The following is a 15785-nucleotide window of genomic DNA, read 5'->3' as shown; positions in this document are numbered from 1 at the left end:
CATGAAGGAAGGCAAAATCGAAAATGGACAAGCGAAATCGAAAGAAGCCATCGGAAGCTGGTCTTGATGACATCGACCGGCGCATCCTGATTGCCCTGTCGGAGGATGCGCGCTTGTCGAACGCGGAATTGGCCCGCCGCATCGGCTTGTCAGCACCCAGTATCGCTGAACGTGTGCGGCGGCTAGAAGATCGCGGCGTGATCACCGGCTATGGCGTGCGGATCGATCCCGCCAAGCTGGGCTATGTTCTGACGGTCATGATCCGTGCGCGACCTCTGCCTGGCGAGATGAAAAATATGATTGAGGCGATCCGCGGCACGCCGGAAATCGTCAGATGCGATCGAGTCTCCGGTGATGACTGTTTCGTCGCGATCGCACACGTCCGCGATGTGCGCCAGATGGAGGCTGTCCTTGACCGGATCGTTCCATACGGCGCAACCAATTCGGCTATCGTCCAGTCTGCGCCGTTTGAACCCAGAATGCCTGTGTTCCGGTAACGCTACCGGTCCCGGAGTCGATCCGCTGCCCTCGATGGCGCTTGACATAATTTGGACGACCGTCCTAAATTGTCTAGGACGCTTGTCCAAATCGTTGACCATAGCCGCCGGAGGACAGATGACCACCCCTATCGACGTGGCGCGCGTGTCATGACCGCAAAGAGCACCCGCGATCACATCGTCGAAGCCGCTGACGATCTCTTCTATCGGCAGGGCTTCGAGCACACCTCGTTCTCGGATATTGCGGACGCCGTGCAGATCTCGCGCGGCAACTTCTATTACTACTTCAAGACCAAGGATGAGATCCTGGACGCCGTCATCAACGAGCGTCTCGCCAACACGCGAATGATGTTGGAGCGCTGGGAGGTCGAGGGTGAAACGCCCGAGGATCGCATCCGGAGTTTCATCTACATCCTGATCGCGAACCGCGCCGATATAAAGCGTTACGGCTGCCCCGTCGGCACGTTGTGCAGCGAGCTTGCGAAGCTGAACCATGCTTCGCAGGGCGACGCGAACAAGCTGTTCACGCTCTTTCGGACCTGGCTGCGCCGGCAGTTCACGCTGCTCGGCCGTGAGGACGCCGACGAACTGGCCATGCATCTTCTCGCCCGCAGCCAGGGTGTCGCAACGCTGGCAAGCGCCTTCCGGGATGAAGCGTTCATCAAGCAGGAAGTTCAGCAGATGTGCGAATGGCTGAAATCATACGCCAGCGAGACCGGGCCCGGAGCGGATCGAGGGCACGGCAAAGCCGCGCGCGCAAGGCACTAGGCCGAGCCAGCAGGACGCTTCGCCGCGACGCGGCTGGGCTGCCAACCCGTCCACTCGAATGGGAGACCGCTACGATGTTCATCGTCCTACTCAGATTTTCCGGCAACAAGAGCGAAGCCGGCCGGCTCATGCCGAGCCATAACGAATGGATCAAGCGTGGCTTCGAGGACGGCGTGTTCCTGCTGACCGGCACTCTCCAGCCCAACCTCGGCGGGGGTATCCTGGCGCACGGCACCACGCGTTCGGAACTCGAGGAACGGGTCAAAGCCGACCCCTTCGTCGCCGAGAGTGTCGTCACTGCCGAGATCATCGAGATCACCCCGGCGCGCGCGAGCGACCGGCTGAGCTTCCTGCTCGGCTGAACCCCTCCCCAGCAAGCGTTGCAGGACCGCCCGACCATGTCGAGCGGAGGGGGCTTCCTGTTGTGCCGATCGCGCCATTCACAGATGACAAGGAGCAGCAACATGAGACGACTGATACTTCGCCTGACGACGCTGTGCGCTGCGCTCGCCGTGGCTGGCGCGACCTATGCGCAGATCGCTACGAATGCCGTAGGGCGCAGCCCTTGGAGCGTAACCGACGAAATCGGCACCCTCAACATGATGACCGACCAGTCTCGGCTAGACGTTCTCCGACAGATCAGCAGCGGAAAGGTCTACGACCTATCGGTCGACCTGTTCGTCGGAATGCCCACCTGCTGCGCCGATGCGTTTGGCGATCCCGCCTACCAGATCTGGAAGACCCATGAGCCGACACGCAAGGAAGGCGGGGCCCTGGTCTCCCACTCGAGCGACACGATCCTGATGAACACCCACACCGGGACCCATATCGACAGCCTCAATCATTTCGGCCTCCACGGGAAAATCTGGAACGAGGTAAGCGCCAGCGAAGCACTGGGCGATCGCGGCTGGACCAAATCCGGCGCCGACAAGATACCGCCGATCGTGGCTCGCGGTGTGCTTGTCGACGTCGCAGCGTTCAAGGGAGTGCAGCACCTGCCGGCTTCTTACGCCATCACCCCCGCCGACCTCGAGGGGGCGCTGGCCCGGCAGGGCAGCGAATTGCGCCCGGGTGACGTGGTCCTGATCCGCACCGGCCTGATGACGGTCTGGCCTGACAAGTCGCAATACCAGTTCTTCAACCAGTCCGGCCTGAGCCTCGCGGCGGCGCAGTGGTTGGTCGAGGTGCAGCAGGTAATGCTGCTTGGTGCCGACAATTTCGGCCTGGAAAGCTTCCCGTCAACGGATGCCGAGAACTTCGCCCCCGTCCACACCTATCTCCTCGCCGAGAAGGGCGTCCCCTTCATGGAGGTGATGTGGCTTGAGGATCTCGCCAAGGACCAGGTTTACGAGTTCCTGTTCATCGGAGCACCGCTGAAGCTGCGCGGGGCGACCGGGTCGCCGATGCGGCCGCTTGCGATCCCGATCGCCGCCAAGAGCCGAAGCTGAAACTCAAATCAGAGGACGCCATCTCCGCGGCCGGAACCCCGCGGAGATGGCAAATCCGGCAGAGGTAGGGAGATTTTGCCAATGGGACGAACAATAATCGGACCTGACGGGGCGCCGCGTTGTGCCTGGTCGGCCGCTGCTCCGGAATTTCTTACCTATCACGACGAGGAATGGGGATTTCCCGTCAGTGACGATTACCGCCTGTTCGAAAAACTGAGCCTGGAAGGTTTTCAGTCCGGGCTGAGCTGGCGCACCATTCTGGCCAAGCGCGAGAACTTTCGGGCCGCCTTTCACGGCTTTGACTTTGACAGGATCGCACGCTTCACAGAGCGCGACGTCGAGCGCCTGCTCAGGGATGAAGGCATCATCCGCCACCGCGGGAAAATCGAGGCGGTCGTCAACAACGCGCAGCGCGCTCAGGACCTCGTCAGGCAAGAAGGCTCGCTCGCGGCATTCATCTGGCGGTACGAGCCAGGCGACGAGCAGCTCGCAAGCCCGCAGACCGCCTCGACCTCGGCGGCTTCCGTTGCGCTGTCGCGGGAGCTCAAGAAGCGTGGCTGGAAGTTCGTCGGGCCGACCACCGTCTATGCGTTCATGCAGGCGATGGGCCTAATCAACGATCACGTAGAGCAGTGTATCGCGAGAGCCAAGGTCGAGCGCGCGCGCAAGAACTTCAGAAAGCCAGTCAGATGAGGCTCCCGGCCTCCGGCGATCAGATCGCAGCCTCTGCCCGCAAGCGCCGAAGATCGTCCTCGCCGAGACCGAGGAGCCCCTGGAAGATCTCGCCATTGTGCTCGCCGAGCGCTGGGCCCGGCCAGCGAACCGCGGGCGCGTCCTCGCCGCTGAAGAATGGAAAGATGTTGGGCTGCTTGACAGCGGTTCCGTTACGGCTTGACACTTCGATGATCGATCCGCGCATCCGGTAATGTGGATCGTCCACGCAATCCTTTATTGAGAAGATCTTGCTCGCCGGGATCGATGCTTCGATCATCCGCGCCTCGACCTCCGCAAAGGTGCGAGCGCCGACCCATGCAGCAATAATGGCATCCAGTCGGACGCGATTGGCCGAACGCGCGTCGTTCGTGCTGAACATCGGGTCGTCGGCGAGTTCCGGACGGCCGATCGCGCGGCACAGCCGGGCGAACAGCCGGTCGGAGGTCGAGGTGATGCAGACCCAAGTTCCCTCCGCACAACGATAAGTGTTGGAGGGTCGGATGCATGGCGATGCGGCGGGCGATCTCCACCGCCCGCCCGAGGGTGTTAGCGTCGGGGCAGACCTCCACCACGATACCTAGCTCCAAGGCGCGGCCGGCTGGAATGGGATCACCGGTCAGGATCATCAGCGAGGCGGCGCCGCGCCCGGCCAGAACGGGCAGGCGCTGCGTGCCGCCGCGGCCGGGAACGAAGCCCAGCGAAATCTCCGGCAAGCAGAACCGGGCGTTTTCGCCGCATATGGCGATATCCGACTGCAGAACGAACTCGCACCCCCCGCCATACGCATAGCCATTGACTGCGGCAATCAACGGTTTGGGAAACTCGTTGAAAATACGCCAGTATTCGTTGCGCTTACTTCCCCACAGATCAAGCGGCGTCTTGTCTTCCCATTCCTTCAAGTCGCCACCGGCGGCGAACACCTTATCGCCGCCTGTCGCCACGACCGCGCGTACCGTGGGATCGTGCTGGGCATCGCTCAGCGCGCCGGCGATCTGCCGGAGCATCTCCTCGGAAAAGGTATTGGCCTTCTCCTTCCTATCGAACTCGATGATCCGAACGCCTTCGCCCGCGTCGTGGACCTTTGCTAATGCGCTCTGATCGCGGTTTTCGGTCATGTCCACATCCCACAATGATTGCCGTTTTGCGGTGCATGAGACGGCGCCGACAATCCTGAAACCAGCGGTTCCACCGCGGCCCTATATCTGCGGTCGCACGTCCTTCCATCCGGTCGCGCGCTCGTAGGCATCCGCCACCCGCAACACCGTCGCTTCGTCGAACGCGCGGCCGGCAATCTGCATGCCGAGCGGCAGGCCGGTGGCGCTAAACCCGTTGCGCACGCAAATGGCCGGCGTGCCGGTTGCGTTGAAAGGCGTCGTCATCAGCGGCCGCTTGAGCAGATAGAACTTCTCGACCTCGCCTATTTTCGGCGCCGGTTCGTAGCCGCCCGCCGTCACGAGAATGTCGAACCGCTCATGTGCCCTGGCCACCTCCGCGGCCAACGCGCGGCGGAGCCGGACCGCCTGCACGTAGTCGGCACCGCTGAACTGGCTTGCCAGGGTCAGCCGATCGCGGACGACCGCGCCGTATTTCTCAGGATGCGCCTTGAGATCGCGCTCGTGGATCGCCAGCGCCTCGCTCAGCATGATCGTCATGCAGCACGCGCTATAGTCGTGGAGGCTCGACAACGTGACCTCGTCGATGTCCGCCCCCAAATCGGCGAACACGCCGAGCGCGGCGTCCATCGCCGCCTTCACCTCGGGGCCGGCATGCTCGTCGCCATCATAGAAATGGCGGATGACCCCTATCCTGACGCCGCTTATATCGCCGGTCAGCGCGGCCTCGTAATCGTCGACCTCGCGCGCGACGCTCGCCGCATCCTCGGCATCGTATCCGGCGATCGTCCGCAACATCAGGGCCGCGTCGCGGACACTCCACGTCATCGGCCCGCAATGGTCGAGAGAGAAGGCGAGCGGCACGACGCCGCTGCGCGGCACCCTGCCGTAGGTAGGCTTCAGGCCGGTAATGCCGCAGAAGAAGGCAGGTTGGCGGATCGATCCGACGGCATCGTTGCCGAGCGTGGCGATTGCCAGCCCGGCCGCCGTCGCCACACCCGCGCCGCTCGACGACCCACCCGCATAGCACTCTGGATTCCAGGGATTGCGGGCCGGTGGGAATGGCAGGTCCCAGGACGGTCCGCCGAAGGCGAACTCATGCGTGGCAAGCTTGCCAAGAAGAACCGTGCCGGCCTCCCGAAGCGCGGCGACGGCCCAGGCATCCTTCTCCGGCACCCGGTCGACATGCAGATGCGAATGACACGTGGTAGGGATGCCGGCGGTGTCGTAATTGTCCTTGATCCCCACGGGCACGCCGTGCAGCGGACCCCGATAGTGGCCCGCAACGATTTCCCGTTCCGCCCGCCTCGCATCATTGAGCGCGCGCTCCGCCGTCACCAAGACATAGGCATTCACCATCGGATTGACTGCCTCGATGCGCTGAAGGAACGCCTCCGTGAGTTCGACCGGAGAGATTTCCTTGCGGGCGATCAGGCCGGCCGCTTCCGAAACAGTCAGGAAGTGGAGCGCGTCACTCATGAGCGTTCGCTCCGGCCTGAAAGACGTGGGCGGGCTGATCATGGTAGCCGTAGCCGCGGCGCAATCGCGCCCGCATCGCCTGGAAATACGGCCAGGCATCCTGTATTTCCCTCAAGCTTGCCTCGCCTGGGGAAAAGCCCCGCGCTGCCAAGCGCGATCGCAACTCCTCAAGCGAAATCGATTCCGTGTCACTCATGGCAGTTGTCCAGTTGGCGATCAATGCAGGCGGACCAGCCGCGGCCGCGCCGGCTGGCGGTCTCGCGGGGTCAGCTGAAGGGTCCGATGATGCGGCGCAGGAAGCGCAGCACGCTGGCATGGGCATCGGCCGCCGCCTGCGGATGATAGCCGAAACTGCGCACGCTGTTGTAGAAGCCGTGGCCGGCTCCCTCGTGGAGCAAGTACTCGTGCATCGGCGAAGCGGAAAGCGCCTCTTTCAGGATCGACTGGATCTCCGGCGGCGTGTGCTGGTCGACCGCGCCAAGATGAACCTGGACGGGCACACCAAGCTCGCCAAGCCGCTCCCTATATGTCGGCACCGACACCGGATAGAAGGCGACCGCGGCATCGACCAGGTGTTCAATCGAGGTGAAGAGCGCAAGCTTGCCCCCAAGACAGAACCCGACCGACGCGACCTTGCCGGTACAGGCGGGATGGGTGCGCAGCGCTTTCGCCGCCGCCGCCACATCTTCGCGCGACAGATCGTCGTCAAGCCGATCCCAGAGCGAAATAGCCTGCTCTCGTTCCTCCGGGCTGTAGCCGAGCTGTATGCCCGGCTGGAGCCGGTGAAAAATATCCGGCGCAAGCACGACATAGCCGTCGCGGGCGAAAGCATCCGCGGCTATTTTCATCGCGTTATTGACGCCGAATATTTCCTGCAGAAGCAGGATGCCGGGACGTTTCTCCGTGCCGGCACCGGCCAGATAGGCGCCCATCCGAGCGCCTCTGACCGCAATCGTCTCGTTGAGCATCACGCGCATCCCGGTCAGTTCCCAACGCCGGCTACGCCGACTTGCGCTCCGGTTCAATCAGCCGCTCGTTGACGTCGGGGGGGCCGGGCGGGGTCACGGTGATGAGGAACTCCCCGTTGAAGCACGCCTTGATCCAGGGCTGCACGATAACCTTCTCGCGGATACCCGCCAGGGTGAAGGGATCCTCGGCCACGAAGCGCTCGACCTCGTCCTTGTCCATTTCGACGATATAGCTGCCCCCGCGCACCGTCTTTCCGTCGTCCGCGAATGTGGCACCCGCAGCAAGTATCTTATGCGCGCGATCCTTGATGTACTGGCGGTGCGCCTCCACGGCCGGCACGCGCTGGGCGCCACTGCCTTCCTTGTCGATGATGAAGATCGAATAGAACATCTCTCACCTCTCTGATTGGTGGATGGATTACGGGCGCTGAAAGCGGCGCAGTTTGTCACGATCAAGTACGAGGCCGATTCCGGGCCCATCCGGAATTATCACCTCGTAGTCGCGGTATTGGACGGGTTCGGTGCTCAAGTCCTCGGCGATGAGCCGCGGGCCTATCATTTCGCAACCCCAGGCGAGGTCAGGGAGCGCGGCGAAGAGCTGAAGGCTGGCGGCCGTGCCGAGCGAGCTCTCCAGCGCCATGCCTCCGCAGAGCGGGATGCCGGCCGCCTCCGCGATCGCAGCTGCCTTGTAGGCGCGGCGCAGCCCGCCGCCCTTCGCCGCCTTGACGCAATAGACGTCGCTCGCACCACGGCGGAAAAACTCGTAGGCGTCGTGATAGTCCCAGAGAGCCTCATCCGCCATCACCGGAATGTCCAGGCGCGCAGCGAGCCGCACCATCGCCTCGACATTCCAGGCGGCCACCGGCTGCTCGATCAGCGCTGCGCCTGCCTGTTCGAGTTCCGGCAGCCACCGCGCCGCGGTCTGCTCGTCCCACGCCTGGTTGAAATCGAGCGTGACGCAAGCATCCGGGAACTGCCGGTGGATCGCCTGAATCGCCTTCGACGCGCCACGCACGTCGGCAGCTGGATCGCCTTGGCCGAGCTTCATCTTGAAGATTCGATGGCGACGTTCGGACAGAAGGCGAATGGCCTCCTCTGCACCCTGTTCAAAGTCGCCGGTGGCGAGCGGCCACAGAACGGGAATGGAATCCCGAACCTTGCCGCCATACAGCGCCGACAACGGCACACCGAGCAGGCGGCAGGCGACGTCATGCAGCGCCATATCGATTGCGGCTTTCGCGAAATTGTTGCGCGCCGCGGCGCGATCCATCAGCTTCAGCGCCGTTTCATGCGCGAAGACGCTGCAGCCGATGAGGGCCGGCGCGAGATAGGAGTCGATCGTCGCCTTGATCGTCTCCACGCTCTCGCCACCCCAGAACGCTCGGCCGCCAGGTGTGACGCCTTCTCCGATACCGACGGCGCCGCCCCGCGTCCGCAGTTCGACCACGACGTAGCTCTGCCCGGCATGGGTCCCGGACGCATGGAAATGGGTCCGCCGCAGCGGGACATCGACGATCGCCGTCTCGATCCGTTCAATCTCGTCCTCACGGCTAGCTGCAGCAGCGAGCGCGATTGCCAAGCCGTCCTGGGCGAGTTGATGCATCGGTCTTGTGTTCCCGGATGGACAAATGCAGATGCGCCGACTTAAGCGGGCATCCGGCGGGGTCGCTATCCACCCCACGCACCCATGTCCGATCCCGGCAGGAAAGTGCTCCGGTCAGTGCCGCTTCTGGCTGCGCGCCAATGTAAAGGAGGGGTGCTCGCCGAAGCGCTCGGCGTAGTAGCGGGAAAACCGTCCGAGGTGGTTCAGTCCGCATTCGCCTGCGACATCGCGCACGGTTGTGCCTCCCTCGGCCGAAACCAGCATCTCCCGCGCGCGTTTCAAGCGCAGGTCGCGCAGGCGCGCCATCGGCGTGGTGCCGCGAAAGCGGCGGTATCCGTTGCATAGCGTCCGCGAAGACACTCCCGCCGCCTGGGCAATATCCTCCAGCGTAATCTCGGCGGCCAGATTCTGCGATAGGAACGCTTCGCTGCGGATGATGTAATAGGGCGCAGGCTGCGAGGCGGGCCCCGGCGCCGCAGCGTCATGGTGCGGCAGCCCGCGCCGCATGAGCAGCACCAGCGTCTCGAACATCTGGCGCGAAATCTCCGGATCGGAGATGCAGCCGCTGCCGCTGTCGAAATCGGCGCAGATGGCGGCGACAACACCCGCCAGCAGCGGAACCCGCTCGGCGGAAACAGGATCTGTGTCGAAGGTAATGCCATTCAGGCTGGCGCGAGGCGAAACCGAGGTCGCCGCGCCACGATGAGGGCGGCGATCGATGCAGACCATGAGTTGCTCGGCGTCGCGCGACCAGAATTTCTCGAAACGTCGTCCGCTGTTGATCACCGACATTTGTCCCGGGCCGGTCACGATCTCCCGGGCACCGTCGAAGACGATGCACTCGCCGGCAAGGGTTATCTGAAGGGCAACAAAGTTGGTCGGGACCACGACCTCCTTCCAGACGGGCGCGCCGTAGCGGACACGATGAACGGAGAAATCCGGCAGGCGTATGTGCCGGTGCAGGAAGTCGAGCTTGAACGACGGCCGCTCGACCCGAATGCGCTGGCGCGAGAAGACGGTGCTGACATGCTTCTGCGCCTCGTCGATGGAACTGGTCCGCAGCGCGATCTCGGCGCCGCGCATCATGTTCATGTAGTTCGAAAGACTGGCGGACCTGGAGGTTACCTGGCTCATCCTTCGACCCTTTCCCGTTCCTATCCGTCTGCTTCCAGGCGGGACGTGCGGGTGCAATTAGCATTGAGCCTAAGCCAATTGCTCGTCAAGGCGCTCTCGCAACCAGCAATGATGCCCAAGCTTCGTCCGGCACAGGTCAAATTTCGGGCCGCATCACCAATTGCGCCCAACCGTGATCCGGCCTTCACGGAGCGGCGGACAGCGCGTTGCCCGGCCGGGGGCCAGATCGGCGAGAACGGGCAGTTCCATCCTGCACCGCTCTTGCGCATTGCGGCAGCGCGGCGCGAAGGCACAGCCGCGCGGCAACGCCTTCAGATCGGGCGGCGCACCTGGAATGGCGTTGAGCCTGCGACCCGCTTGCGCCCGGAGCACGGTCGAAGACAGCAGGCCGTCGGTATAGGGATGGCCCGGGCGCTCGACCACGTCGGCGGTTGGTCCGGTCTCGACGAAGCGGCCGGCATACATGACCGCCAGGCGATCGGAAATCTCGATAGCGACCCCGACGTCATGGGTGACGATGATGACCGACATGCCCAGCTCACGCTGCAGCTCTCTCAGCAGCAAAATGATCTGAATCTGCACAGTGACGTCGAGCGCCGTCGTCGGTTCGTCCGCGAGCAGCAATTGAGGCTCGCAGGATAGCGCCAGGGCGATCATCGCGCGCTGCTGCATGCCACCGGACATCTCATGCGGATAAGCGGCGAGCCGCCGCCGAGCGGAAGGTATCTGCACGCGCTCCAGCAGTTCCTCCGCACGACGCATGGCATCCCGCCAGCTCACCCCGCGATGCCGGACGATCGTCTCAGCGATTTGATCGCCGACCGTGAACACCGGATCGAACGCCGTCATCGGCTCCTGGAAAATCATCGCAATCCGGGACCCGCGGATGGTGCTGAGTTCCGCGTCATCCAGATCCTGTATCTCTCGGCCGGCAAAACGGACCTTGCCGGCAACCCTCGCATAGTGCGGCAGCAATCCGCAGATCGCCCGCATGGCGACGCTCTTGCCCGATCCCGACTCGCCGAGAATGCCCAGGACCTCCCCCTGGGCCAGGTCAAAGCTCACGCCATTGACCGCGTGGATCGCGCCTTCCAGCGTGTCGAACCGTACGCTGAGCCCTTCCACCGAAACGAGGGGCTCTGTGCTCATTGCGAGGCTCCTTCGGTCGCCACCGCTTGGCTGTGGCCGGATGCCGGGTCGTACATGTGGCAGGCGACCTGTGGGTCGGCAGCCAGCCCCTGCCCGCCCAGCAATGCCGGCTCGACGGCCGCACAGACCGCTTCCGCGTACGGGCACCTGGTGCGGAAACGGCAGCCGGACGGAGGGCTGACGGGATTGGGAGGATCGCCCGTCAGCGGTGCTTTTTCCGTTCGCCGCCGGGGATCCATCGAGGGCATCGAGGCGAGGAGTGCACGCGTATAGGGGTGGCGGGGATTACCGTAGATTGCCGCCGTCGGACCGATCTCGACGATCTTTCCGAGATACATGACAAGCACGCGGTCACTGAGATGGCGGACGACGTTCAGATCGTGGCTGATGAAGACATAGGTCAGGTCCAGCTCGCTCTTGAGGTCGAGCAGCAGATCGATGATCTGCGCCTCGATGGACTTGTCCAGCGCCGACACTGCCTCGTCCAGCAAAACGAGGCGGGGATTTAGCGCAAGCGCGCGGGCGATGTTCACCCGCTGCCGCTGACCGCCGGAGAGCTCGTGGCTGTAGCGGTCAGAAAACAGGCGGGGATTGAGACCGACCTGCGCCAACAGATCGGCAGCGCGACGCAGTGCAGCGGCGCGGGATACACCATGCGCCATCGGCCCGAAGGCAACGGACATCGCGACCGGCATGCGCGGGTTGAGGGAAGAGTAGGAATCCTGGAACACCATCTGCACCGAACGGTAGAACTCCCGCAGTGAAATGCCGCCACGGCCAACTGTCCGGCCGTCGAACACGATCCGCCCCGAATCCGGTTCGACCAGGTGCATCAGCAGGCGGGCAGTGGTCGACTTGCCGCTGCCGGACTCACCGACGATGCCCAGGGTCTCGCCGGATATGACGTCAAAGCTGACGCCCGCGACCGCATTGACCGTGGCTGCCCGTCCACGGAGCACCCCGCCCCTGATGGCAAAAAACTTGCGGAGATCGCTCACTTCCAGCAGCGGCCGCGATGCGCCAGATGGCACTGCCGTCGCGGAGGTTATTTCCGTCCGTGTCAAGGCCATCGGTGCTTCCTCAGAGGCGCAGATCCATGGCGCGGCGCAGGCCGTCGCTCATAAGGTTGAAACACATGGAAGTGACGAAGATCATCACGCCCGGCAGCGCGGCGATCAACGGATTGACCCAGATCGCCGAGCGGAGATTGTTGAGCATGAGCCCCCATTCCGCGTTGGGCGGCGCCACGCCGAGACCGAGGAAGCCCAAGCCGGCGGCGAGGATGATCGAGATCGATATCAGGCTCGTCGCATAGACCAGGATAGGGCCGAGAATGTTGTTGAACACGTGGTAGCGCATGACCATGAGCGGGCGCGCACCGCTGGCCCTTGCCACCTCGACATAATCCATCGCGCGGACCTGGCTCGTCACCGTCTCCGATATGCGCACCATCGGTGGGATGAACGTGATGGTGAGGGCGAGAATGGTGTTGCCGATGCCGGAGCCGAGCATGCCGGTGATCGCGATCGCCAGGAGGATCGAGGGAAATGCATACAGAACGTCCATCACCCGCATGACGAGGGTGTTGACAAGACCGCGGAAATAGCCGGCGGCGACCCCAAGGCAACCGCCCACCAGCAAGGCGAGAAATACCGGGAGCACACCGGTGATCAGGGATAACCGGGCGCCATAGACGAGCCGGCTGTACATGTCGCGCCCGGTCTCGTCGGTGCCCAGGATGTGCCCGCCATAGCCGAACCCTTTTAGCCGAGCAACAACCGATCCCTGCAATGGATCGTGGGTGACTATCCAGGGGGCGAAAATCGCCGCCAGGACCAGGGCAAGCAGCACCGCCATTGCCAAGAGCGTGACGCGATCGCCGCGCAGCCGCAACCAGACGCGCGCCCAGTATCCCCGCCGCGGCCGCTCCCCAAGTTCCGCCTGCGCATCAGCAAACCCGGTCAGTTCCGCGAGGCTATCCGTTTCGTATCGCATGGGTCTCACCGGCGGATTCGCGGGTCGATCAGCGCCTGGAGAACGTCGACCACGATGTTTATGACGACGAAAATGGCAGCGAGGACCACGATCGTGGCGGACAGAACAGGCGCGTCGCGGCGGAACACCGCGAGCATCATCAGGTTGCCAGATCCCGGCCAGTTGAACACCGTTTCCACCAGTGCGGAGCCGCCGAGGAGATAACCAAACTGAAGACCAATGATGGCAAGGACGGGCGGCGCCGCATTCTTGCAAATGTGGAGCAGCACGCGCCTGCCCCGCAGTCCCTTCGCGTGTAGCGTCAGGACGAAATCGCGGCCTATCACCTCCAGCACGCTGGCGCGAACCAACCGGCTGACGACGCCCATCGGAATCAGCGACATCGTGATCACGGGGAGGATAAGATGCCGAATATGCTCCCAGCTCGTCGGGAATCCGTCGGGGCCCATCCCCTGACCGGGCAGCACGTTCAGCACGACAGCGAAGATGGCGACCAGCACAATCCCAACCCAGTAATGAGGCAGGCTGACACCGGCGATCGAGGTGGCGGAGAACAGCTTGTCGAGCCAGGTGCCGTTGAAATGGGCGGCGAGCGTGCCGAGGACGATGCCCAGGGTTATTCCCAGCAATGTCGCCGGAATGGCAAGCTTCAGTGTATTGAGCAGGGCGCCCCTAAGCTCGCTGGCGACCGGCTGACCGGTGAAAATCGACGTCCCGAGGTCTCCCTGCAGGAGGTGCCAGAGCCAGAGCAGGTATTGGACATGGATAGGCTCGTCGAGACCGTAACGCTTGCGCAGTGCCGCGGCGACCTCCTTGGACGCTTCCGGTGGCACCATAATGTCAACCACATCGCCAGGAGAAAGCTGCACCAGCGCGAACACCACGACGGAGACCCCGAGCAGCACGGGAACCGCGTAAGCGATGCGCCGCAGAACGAATTGAAGCATGTTAGCGTCCATGTCGAAGAGCGCGCTTCCAAGGACCGGCCGCGAGCAAGGCCGGCCCACACGCGGGCTGACGATGTTACTCGTCGATCGTGATCTTGGTGAAATCCTGGAACCACGCCTGGACCGGCACGAAGCCCTTGACCTTCTTCGACATGGCGCGCGGCGCGAGATCGTGAACGACCCAGAGCCAGGGCGCGTCATCGACGAGGATCTCGTGTAGACGCGCACTCTTTTCGCGGATCAATTCCTGATCGGTAGAGCGCTGGATCTGTTCGAGCACCCGATCGAATTCGTCATTTTTCCAGTTGCCCCAGTTGGACCCGTTGGGGGCGAAGTTGGCGGACCAGAACCAGCGGGCCACCATGGATATGTCGGACGTGACCAGGCTCATGTTCATCGCGTCACTGCCCATCGCCTGCGGCCCCGTCGGATCGCTGCGCAACGCCACCAGAAGGCTGCCGAAGTCCACCACTTCAAACTCCAAGTCGAAGCCGCAACCCGAAAGGGTCTGCTGTAGGAGTTCGTTCATGGGCAGCGGCGTGCGCTGACCGGAGCCTGCCGTGGAAATCAGGACCTTCGCCTTCACACGTTTATCGGGGCCGTAACCGGCCGAGGTGAGAAGCCTGCGGGCCTTGTCGGGGTCATAGGTGTAGCGCTCGGTCGGGTTTCCGAACAGCGGATGCGACCTGTTAAAGAACCCGACCGCCGGCTCAACGGTGCCGTTCAGAAAGGTGACGATGCTGTCGCGGTCGATGCAGTAATTGGCGGCAACCCGCACCCGCTTATCGCGAAATGGCGAATCCGGCTTCTTGATATTGAACTCCCACGGCCAGACGTGTGGGTAGCTGTGCGTGACGATTTCGAAGCCGGCCTCTTTGAGGCTCGGGATCGCGTCCGTCGGCGGCATCTCAATCCAGTCGACCTGACCCGACCGCAACGCGGCGAGACGAGTGGTTTCCTCCGGCATCGGATAGATGACGATCCGGTCCAGCTTGGCGATGGACGCCTTGTTCCAGTAGTCGTCGAATCGTTCCATGGTGGCGCTGATGCGCGGCTTGAACTCGACGATCCGGAAGGGGCCCGTTCCCGCCGGCGCCTTGGCGAATTCCTCCCAAGTTCCGCCGACCTTCTGGAATTGCGCGGGGCTCACCATCAAGGCATAGGCGATGAGATAGGGGAAATAGCTCAGCGGCGTGTCGGTGACGATCTCGACGGTGTGATCGTCCACCTTGCGCCAGCTTTTCACATTCGGGTTGCGTGCACGGGTCGCGGCTGATCCTTGCGCGTCGAATTGTGGAGAATCGGGATCGTAGAAGCGGGCCAGGTTCCAGACGACCGCGTCGGCATTGAAGTCCGTGCCGTCGTGGAACTTCACGCCCTGCCGCAGCTTGAACGTCCATTTGGTCAGGTCGGCCGGGTCCTGGCTCCAGCTTTCCGCCAATCCGGGAATAATGTCGGAGGCGCGGTCGGAACGCGACAGATCCCAGTGTACGAGAGACTCGAACGCCGGGAAGCCGAGAAACCGAAAACCCTCGAAGCCGTTGTTCGGCATGCCGGTCGTGGTCGGAACATCCGCAGCGGTAATAGCGATACGCAATGTGCCGCCGGCATGGGCTTCGCTCGTCGCAAGGGCCAACGCAAGCGACGCCGTAGCGGCGAGGCCAGCAACGACCGATTGCAATCCACGCAGAGTGTTCATTTCCGTCCCTCCCCCTTTGTTGTGTCACCGGCGCTCTGCACCGTGTTTGGAACGAAATAATCATCTCCGCGTGGCACCCGCTATCCGCCCCACGCAACGCTATCCAATCTACGCAGCGAACCCGAGGTCACCGACGCCGGAAGGGTCGTGCCCCGTCAGCTTGCCAAAAGCGGACAAGTATCCGCAAACCGATCTTTACAGCGATCGGACGCCCATCGAATTTGGCGACACGGCTTCGGCCGATGGCGCCGTGGCAACCGGGCGGCGTTATC

General features: G+C 63.3%; 17 protein-coding genes and 1 pseudogene. 5 read left to right on the top strand and 13 right to left on the bottom strand.

Features of this window, described 5'->3' with window-relative positions:
* Window positions 1-23 precede the first annotated feature (23 nt).
* The 5 genes from E4P09_RS06855 (at window position 24) to E4P09_RS06835 (ending at window position 3406) form a co-directional block, all read left to right on the top strand.
* A complete protein-coding gene (locus tag E4P09_RS06855) occupies window positions 24-497 on the top strand; it encodes an Lrp/AsnC family transcriptional regulator (protein WP_137388775.1) in 474 nt (157 codons plus the stop codon).
* 150 nt (window positions 498-647) lie between these two features.
* On the top strand, window positions 648-1265 hold the full coding sequence (locus E4P09_RS06850; RefSeq protein WP_137389274.1) for a TetR/AcrR family transcriptional regulator: 618 nt from the start codon (window positions 648-650) through the stop codon (window positions 1263-1265).
* A gap of 74 nt (window positions 1266-1339) precedes the next feature.
* A complete protein-coding gene (locus tag E4P09_RS06845) occupies window positions 1340-1627 on the top strand; it encodes a YciI family protein (RefSeq protein ID WP_137388774.1) in 288 nt (95 codons plus the stop codon).
* A gap of 102 nt (window positions 1628-1729) precedes the next feature.
* Window positions 1730-2713: a cyclase family protein gene (locus tag E4P09_RS06840; RefSeq protein WP_205042029.1), complete on the top strand. Its 984-nt coding sequence runs from the start codon at window positions 1730-1732 to the stop codon at window positions 2711-2713.
* An 81-nt stretch (window positions 2714-2794) separates the two neighbouring features.
* The gene (locus tag E4P09_RS06835; RefSeq protein WP_137388772.1) at window positions 2795-3406 is read left to right on the top strand and encodes a DNA-3-methyladenine glycosylase I; all 612 of its coding nucleotides are present in this window, start codon (window positions 2795-2797) and stop codon (window positions 3404-3406) included.
* A gap of 19 nt (window positions 3407-3425) precedes the next feature.
* Here E4P09_RS06835 and E4P09_RS26440 read toward each other — a convergent pair whose 3' ends face one another.
* The 13 genes and pseudogenes from E4P09_RS26440 to E4P09_RS06775 all read right to left on the bottom strand — a co-directional run bounded on the left by E4P09_RS26440 (window position 3426) and on the right by E4P09_RS06775 (window position 15450).
* Entirely contained in the window at window positions 3426-3929 is a 504-nt protein-coding gene (locus E4P09_RS26440) for a CoA transferase (protein ID WP_239025098.1), read from the bottom strand.
* A 4-nt stretch (window positions 3930-3933) separates the two neighbouring features.
* A pseudogene (locus tag E4P09_RS26435) lies at window positions 3934-4542 on the bottom strand (enoyl-CoA hydratase-related protein); the annotation flags it as partial.
* An 81-nt stretch (window positions 4543-4623) separates the two neighbouring features.
* A complete protein-coding gene (locus E4P09_RS06820) occupies window positions 4624-6018 on the bottom strand; it encodes an amidase (RefSeq protein ID WP_170984261.1) in 1395 nt (464 codons plus the stop codon).
* Entirely contained in the window at window positions 6011-6214 is a 204-nt protein-coding gene (locus E4P09_RS25860; protein WP_170984260.1) for a hypothetical protein, read from the bottom strand. Before E4P09_RS25860 ends, E4P09_RS06820 begins: the two co-directional genes overlap by 8 nt.
* A gap of 70 nt (window positions 6215-6284) precedes the next feature.
* On the bottom strand, window positions 6285-6995 hold the full coding sequence (locus tag E4P09_RS06815; protein ID WP_205042028.1) for a dienelactone hydrolase family protein: 711 nt from the start codon (window positions 6993-6995) through the stop codon (window positions 6285-6287).
* Window positions 6996-7017: 22 nt separating this feature from the next.
* Entirely contained in the window at window positions 7018-7377 is a 360-nt protein-coding gene (locus E4P09_RS06810) for a YciI family protein (RefSeq protein WP_137388768.1), read from the bottom strand.
* Window positions 7378-7404: 27 nt separating this feature from the next.
* Window positions 7405-8565 carry a muconate cycloisomerase family protein gene (locus E4P09_RS06805; RefSeq protein WP_205042027.1) on the bottom strand — a complete coding sequence of 387 codons (1161 nt, stop codon included), beginning with the start codon at window positions 8563-8565 and terminating at the stop codon, window positions 7405-7407.
* A 138-nt stretch (window positions 8566-8703) separates the two neighbouring features.
* A complete protein-coding gene (locus tag E4P09_RS06800) occupies window positions 8704-9723 on the bottom strand; it encodes an AraC family transcriptional regulator (RefSeq protein ID WP_137388766.1) in 1020 nt (339 codons plus the stop codon).
* A gap of 153 nt (window positions 9724-9876) precedes the next feature.
* Window positions 9877-10872, bottom strand: coding sequence for an ABC transporter ATP-binding protein (locus tag E4P09_RS06795; protein ID WP_137388765.1), 996 nt, complete (start codon window positions 10870-10872; stop codon window positions 9877-9879).
* On the bottom strand, window positions 10869-11942 hold the full coding sequence (locus tag E4P09_RS06790; RefSeq protein WP_137388764.1) for an ABC transporter ATP-binding protein: 1074 nt from the start codon (window positions 11940-11942) through the stop codon (window positions 10869-10871). Before E4P09_RS06790 ends, E4P09_RS06795 begins: the two co-directional genes overlap by 4 nt.
* Window positions 11943-11952: 10 nt before the next feature.
* Window positions 11953-12867 (bottom strand): ABC transporter permease, encoded by a 915-nt coding sequence (locus tag E4P09_RS06785; RefSeq protein WP_137388763.1) that lies wholly within the window; start codon window positions 12865-12867, stop codon window positions 11953-11955.
* Window positions 12868-12872: 5 nt separating this feature from the next.
* Window positions 12873-13814, bottom strand: coding sequence for an ABC transporter permease (locus tag E4P09_RS06780; RefSeq protein ID WP_137388762.1), 942 nt, complete (start codon window positions 13812-13814; stop codon window positions 12873-12875).
* Window positions 13815-13890: 76 nt separating this feature from the next.
* On the bottom strand, window positions 13891-15450 hold the full coding sequence (locus tag E4P09_RS06775) for an ABC transporter substrate-binding protein (RefSeq protein WP_170984259.1): 1560 nt from the start codon (window positions 15448-15450) through the stop codon (window positions 13891-13893).
* Window positions 15451-15785: the final 335 nt, after the last annotated feature.

It is taken from the genome of Rhodoligotrophos defluvii (assembly GCF_005281615.1).
GTDB classification, from domain to species: domain Bacteria; phylum Pseudomonadota; class Alphaproteobacteria; order Rhizobiales; family Im1; genus Rhodoligotrophos; species Rhodoligotrophos defluvii.
Note: the sequence above shows the minus strand (reverse complement) of the source record. Positions and strands in the feature narration are given on the sequence as shown.

What these genes read in the sequence shown, in the direction of transcription:
- E4P09_RS06855 (WP_137388775.1), top strand. Translation starts at nt 24, where the DNA reads ATGGACAAGCGAAATCGAAAGAAGCCATCGGAAGCTGGTCTTGATGAC.
- E4P09_RS06780 (WP_137388762.1), bottom strand. Translation starts at nt 13,814, where the DNA reads ATGCTTCAATTCGTTCTGCGGCGCATCGCTTACGCGGTTCCCGTGCTG.
- E4P09_RS06800 (WP_137388766.1), bottom strand. Translation starts at nt 9,723, where the DNA reads ATGAGCCAGGTAACCTCCAGGTCCGCCAGTCTTTCGAACTACATGAAC.
- E4P09_RS06840 (WP_205042029.1), top strand. Translation starts at nt 1,730, where the DNA reads ATGAGACGACTGATACTTCGCCTGACGACGCTGTGCGCTGCGCTCGCC.
- E4P09_RS06795 (WP_137388765.1), bottom strand. Translation starts at nt 10,872, where the DNA reads ATGAGCACAGAGCCCCTCGTTTCGGTGGAAGGGCTCAGCGTACGGTTC.
- E4P09_RS06810 (WP_137388768.1), bottom strand. Translation starts at nt 7,377, where the DNA reads ATGTTCTATTCGATCTTCATCATCGACAAGGAAGGCAGTGGCGCCCAG.
- E4P09_RS06785 (WP_137388763.1), bottom strand. Translation starts at nt 12,867, where the DNA reads ATGCGATACGAAACGGATAGCCTCGCGGAACTGACCGGGTTTGCTGAT.
- E4P09_RS06845 (WP_137388774.1), top strand. Translation starts at nt 1,340, where the DNA reads ATGTTCATCGTCCTACTCAGATTTTCCGGCAACAAGAGCGAAGCCGGC.
- E4P09_RS06790 (WP_137388764.1), bottom strand. Translation starts at nt 11,942, where the DNA reads ATGGCCTTGACACGGACGGAAATAACCTCCGCGACGGCAGTGCCATCT.
- E4P09_RS06815 (WP_205042028.1), bottom strand. Translation starts at nt 6,995, where the DNA reads ATGCGCGTGATGCTCAACGAGACGATTGCGGTCAGAGGCGCTCGGATG.
- E4P09_RS06835 (WP_137388772.1), top strand. Translation starts at nt 2,795, where the DNA reads ATGGGACGAACAATAATCGGACCTGACGGGGCGCCGCGTTGTGCCTGG.
- E4P09_RS06850 (WP_137389274.1), top strand. Translation starts at nt 648, where the DNA reads ATGACCGCAAAGAGCACCCGCGATCACATCGTCGAAGCCGCTGACGAT.
- E4P09_RS25860 (WP_170984260.1), bottom strand. Translation starts at nt 6,214, where the DNA reads ATGAGTGACACGGAATCGATTTCGCTTGAGGAGTTGCGATCGCGCTTG.
- E4P09_RS06820 (WP_170984261.1), bottom strand. Translation starts at nt 6,018, where the DNA reads ATGAGTGACGCGCTCCACTTCCTGACTGTTTCGGAAGCGGCCGGCCTG.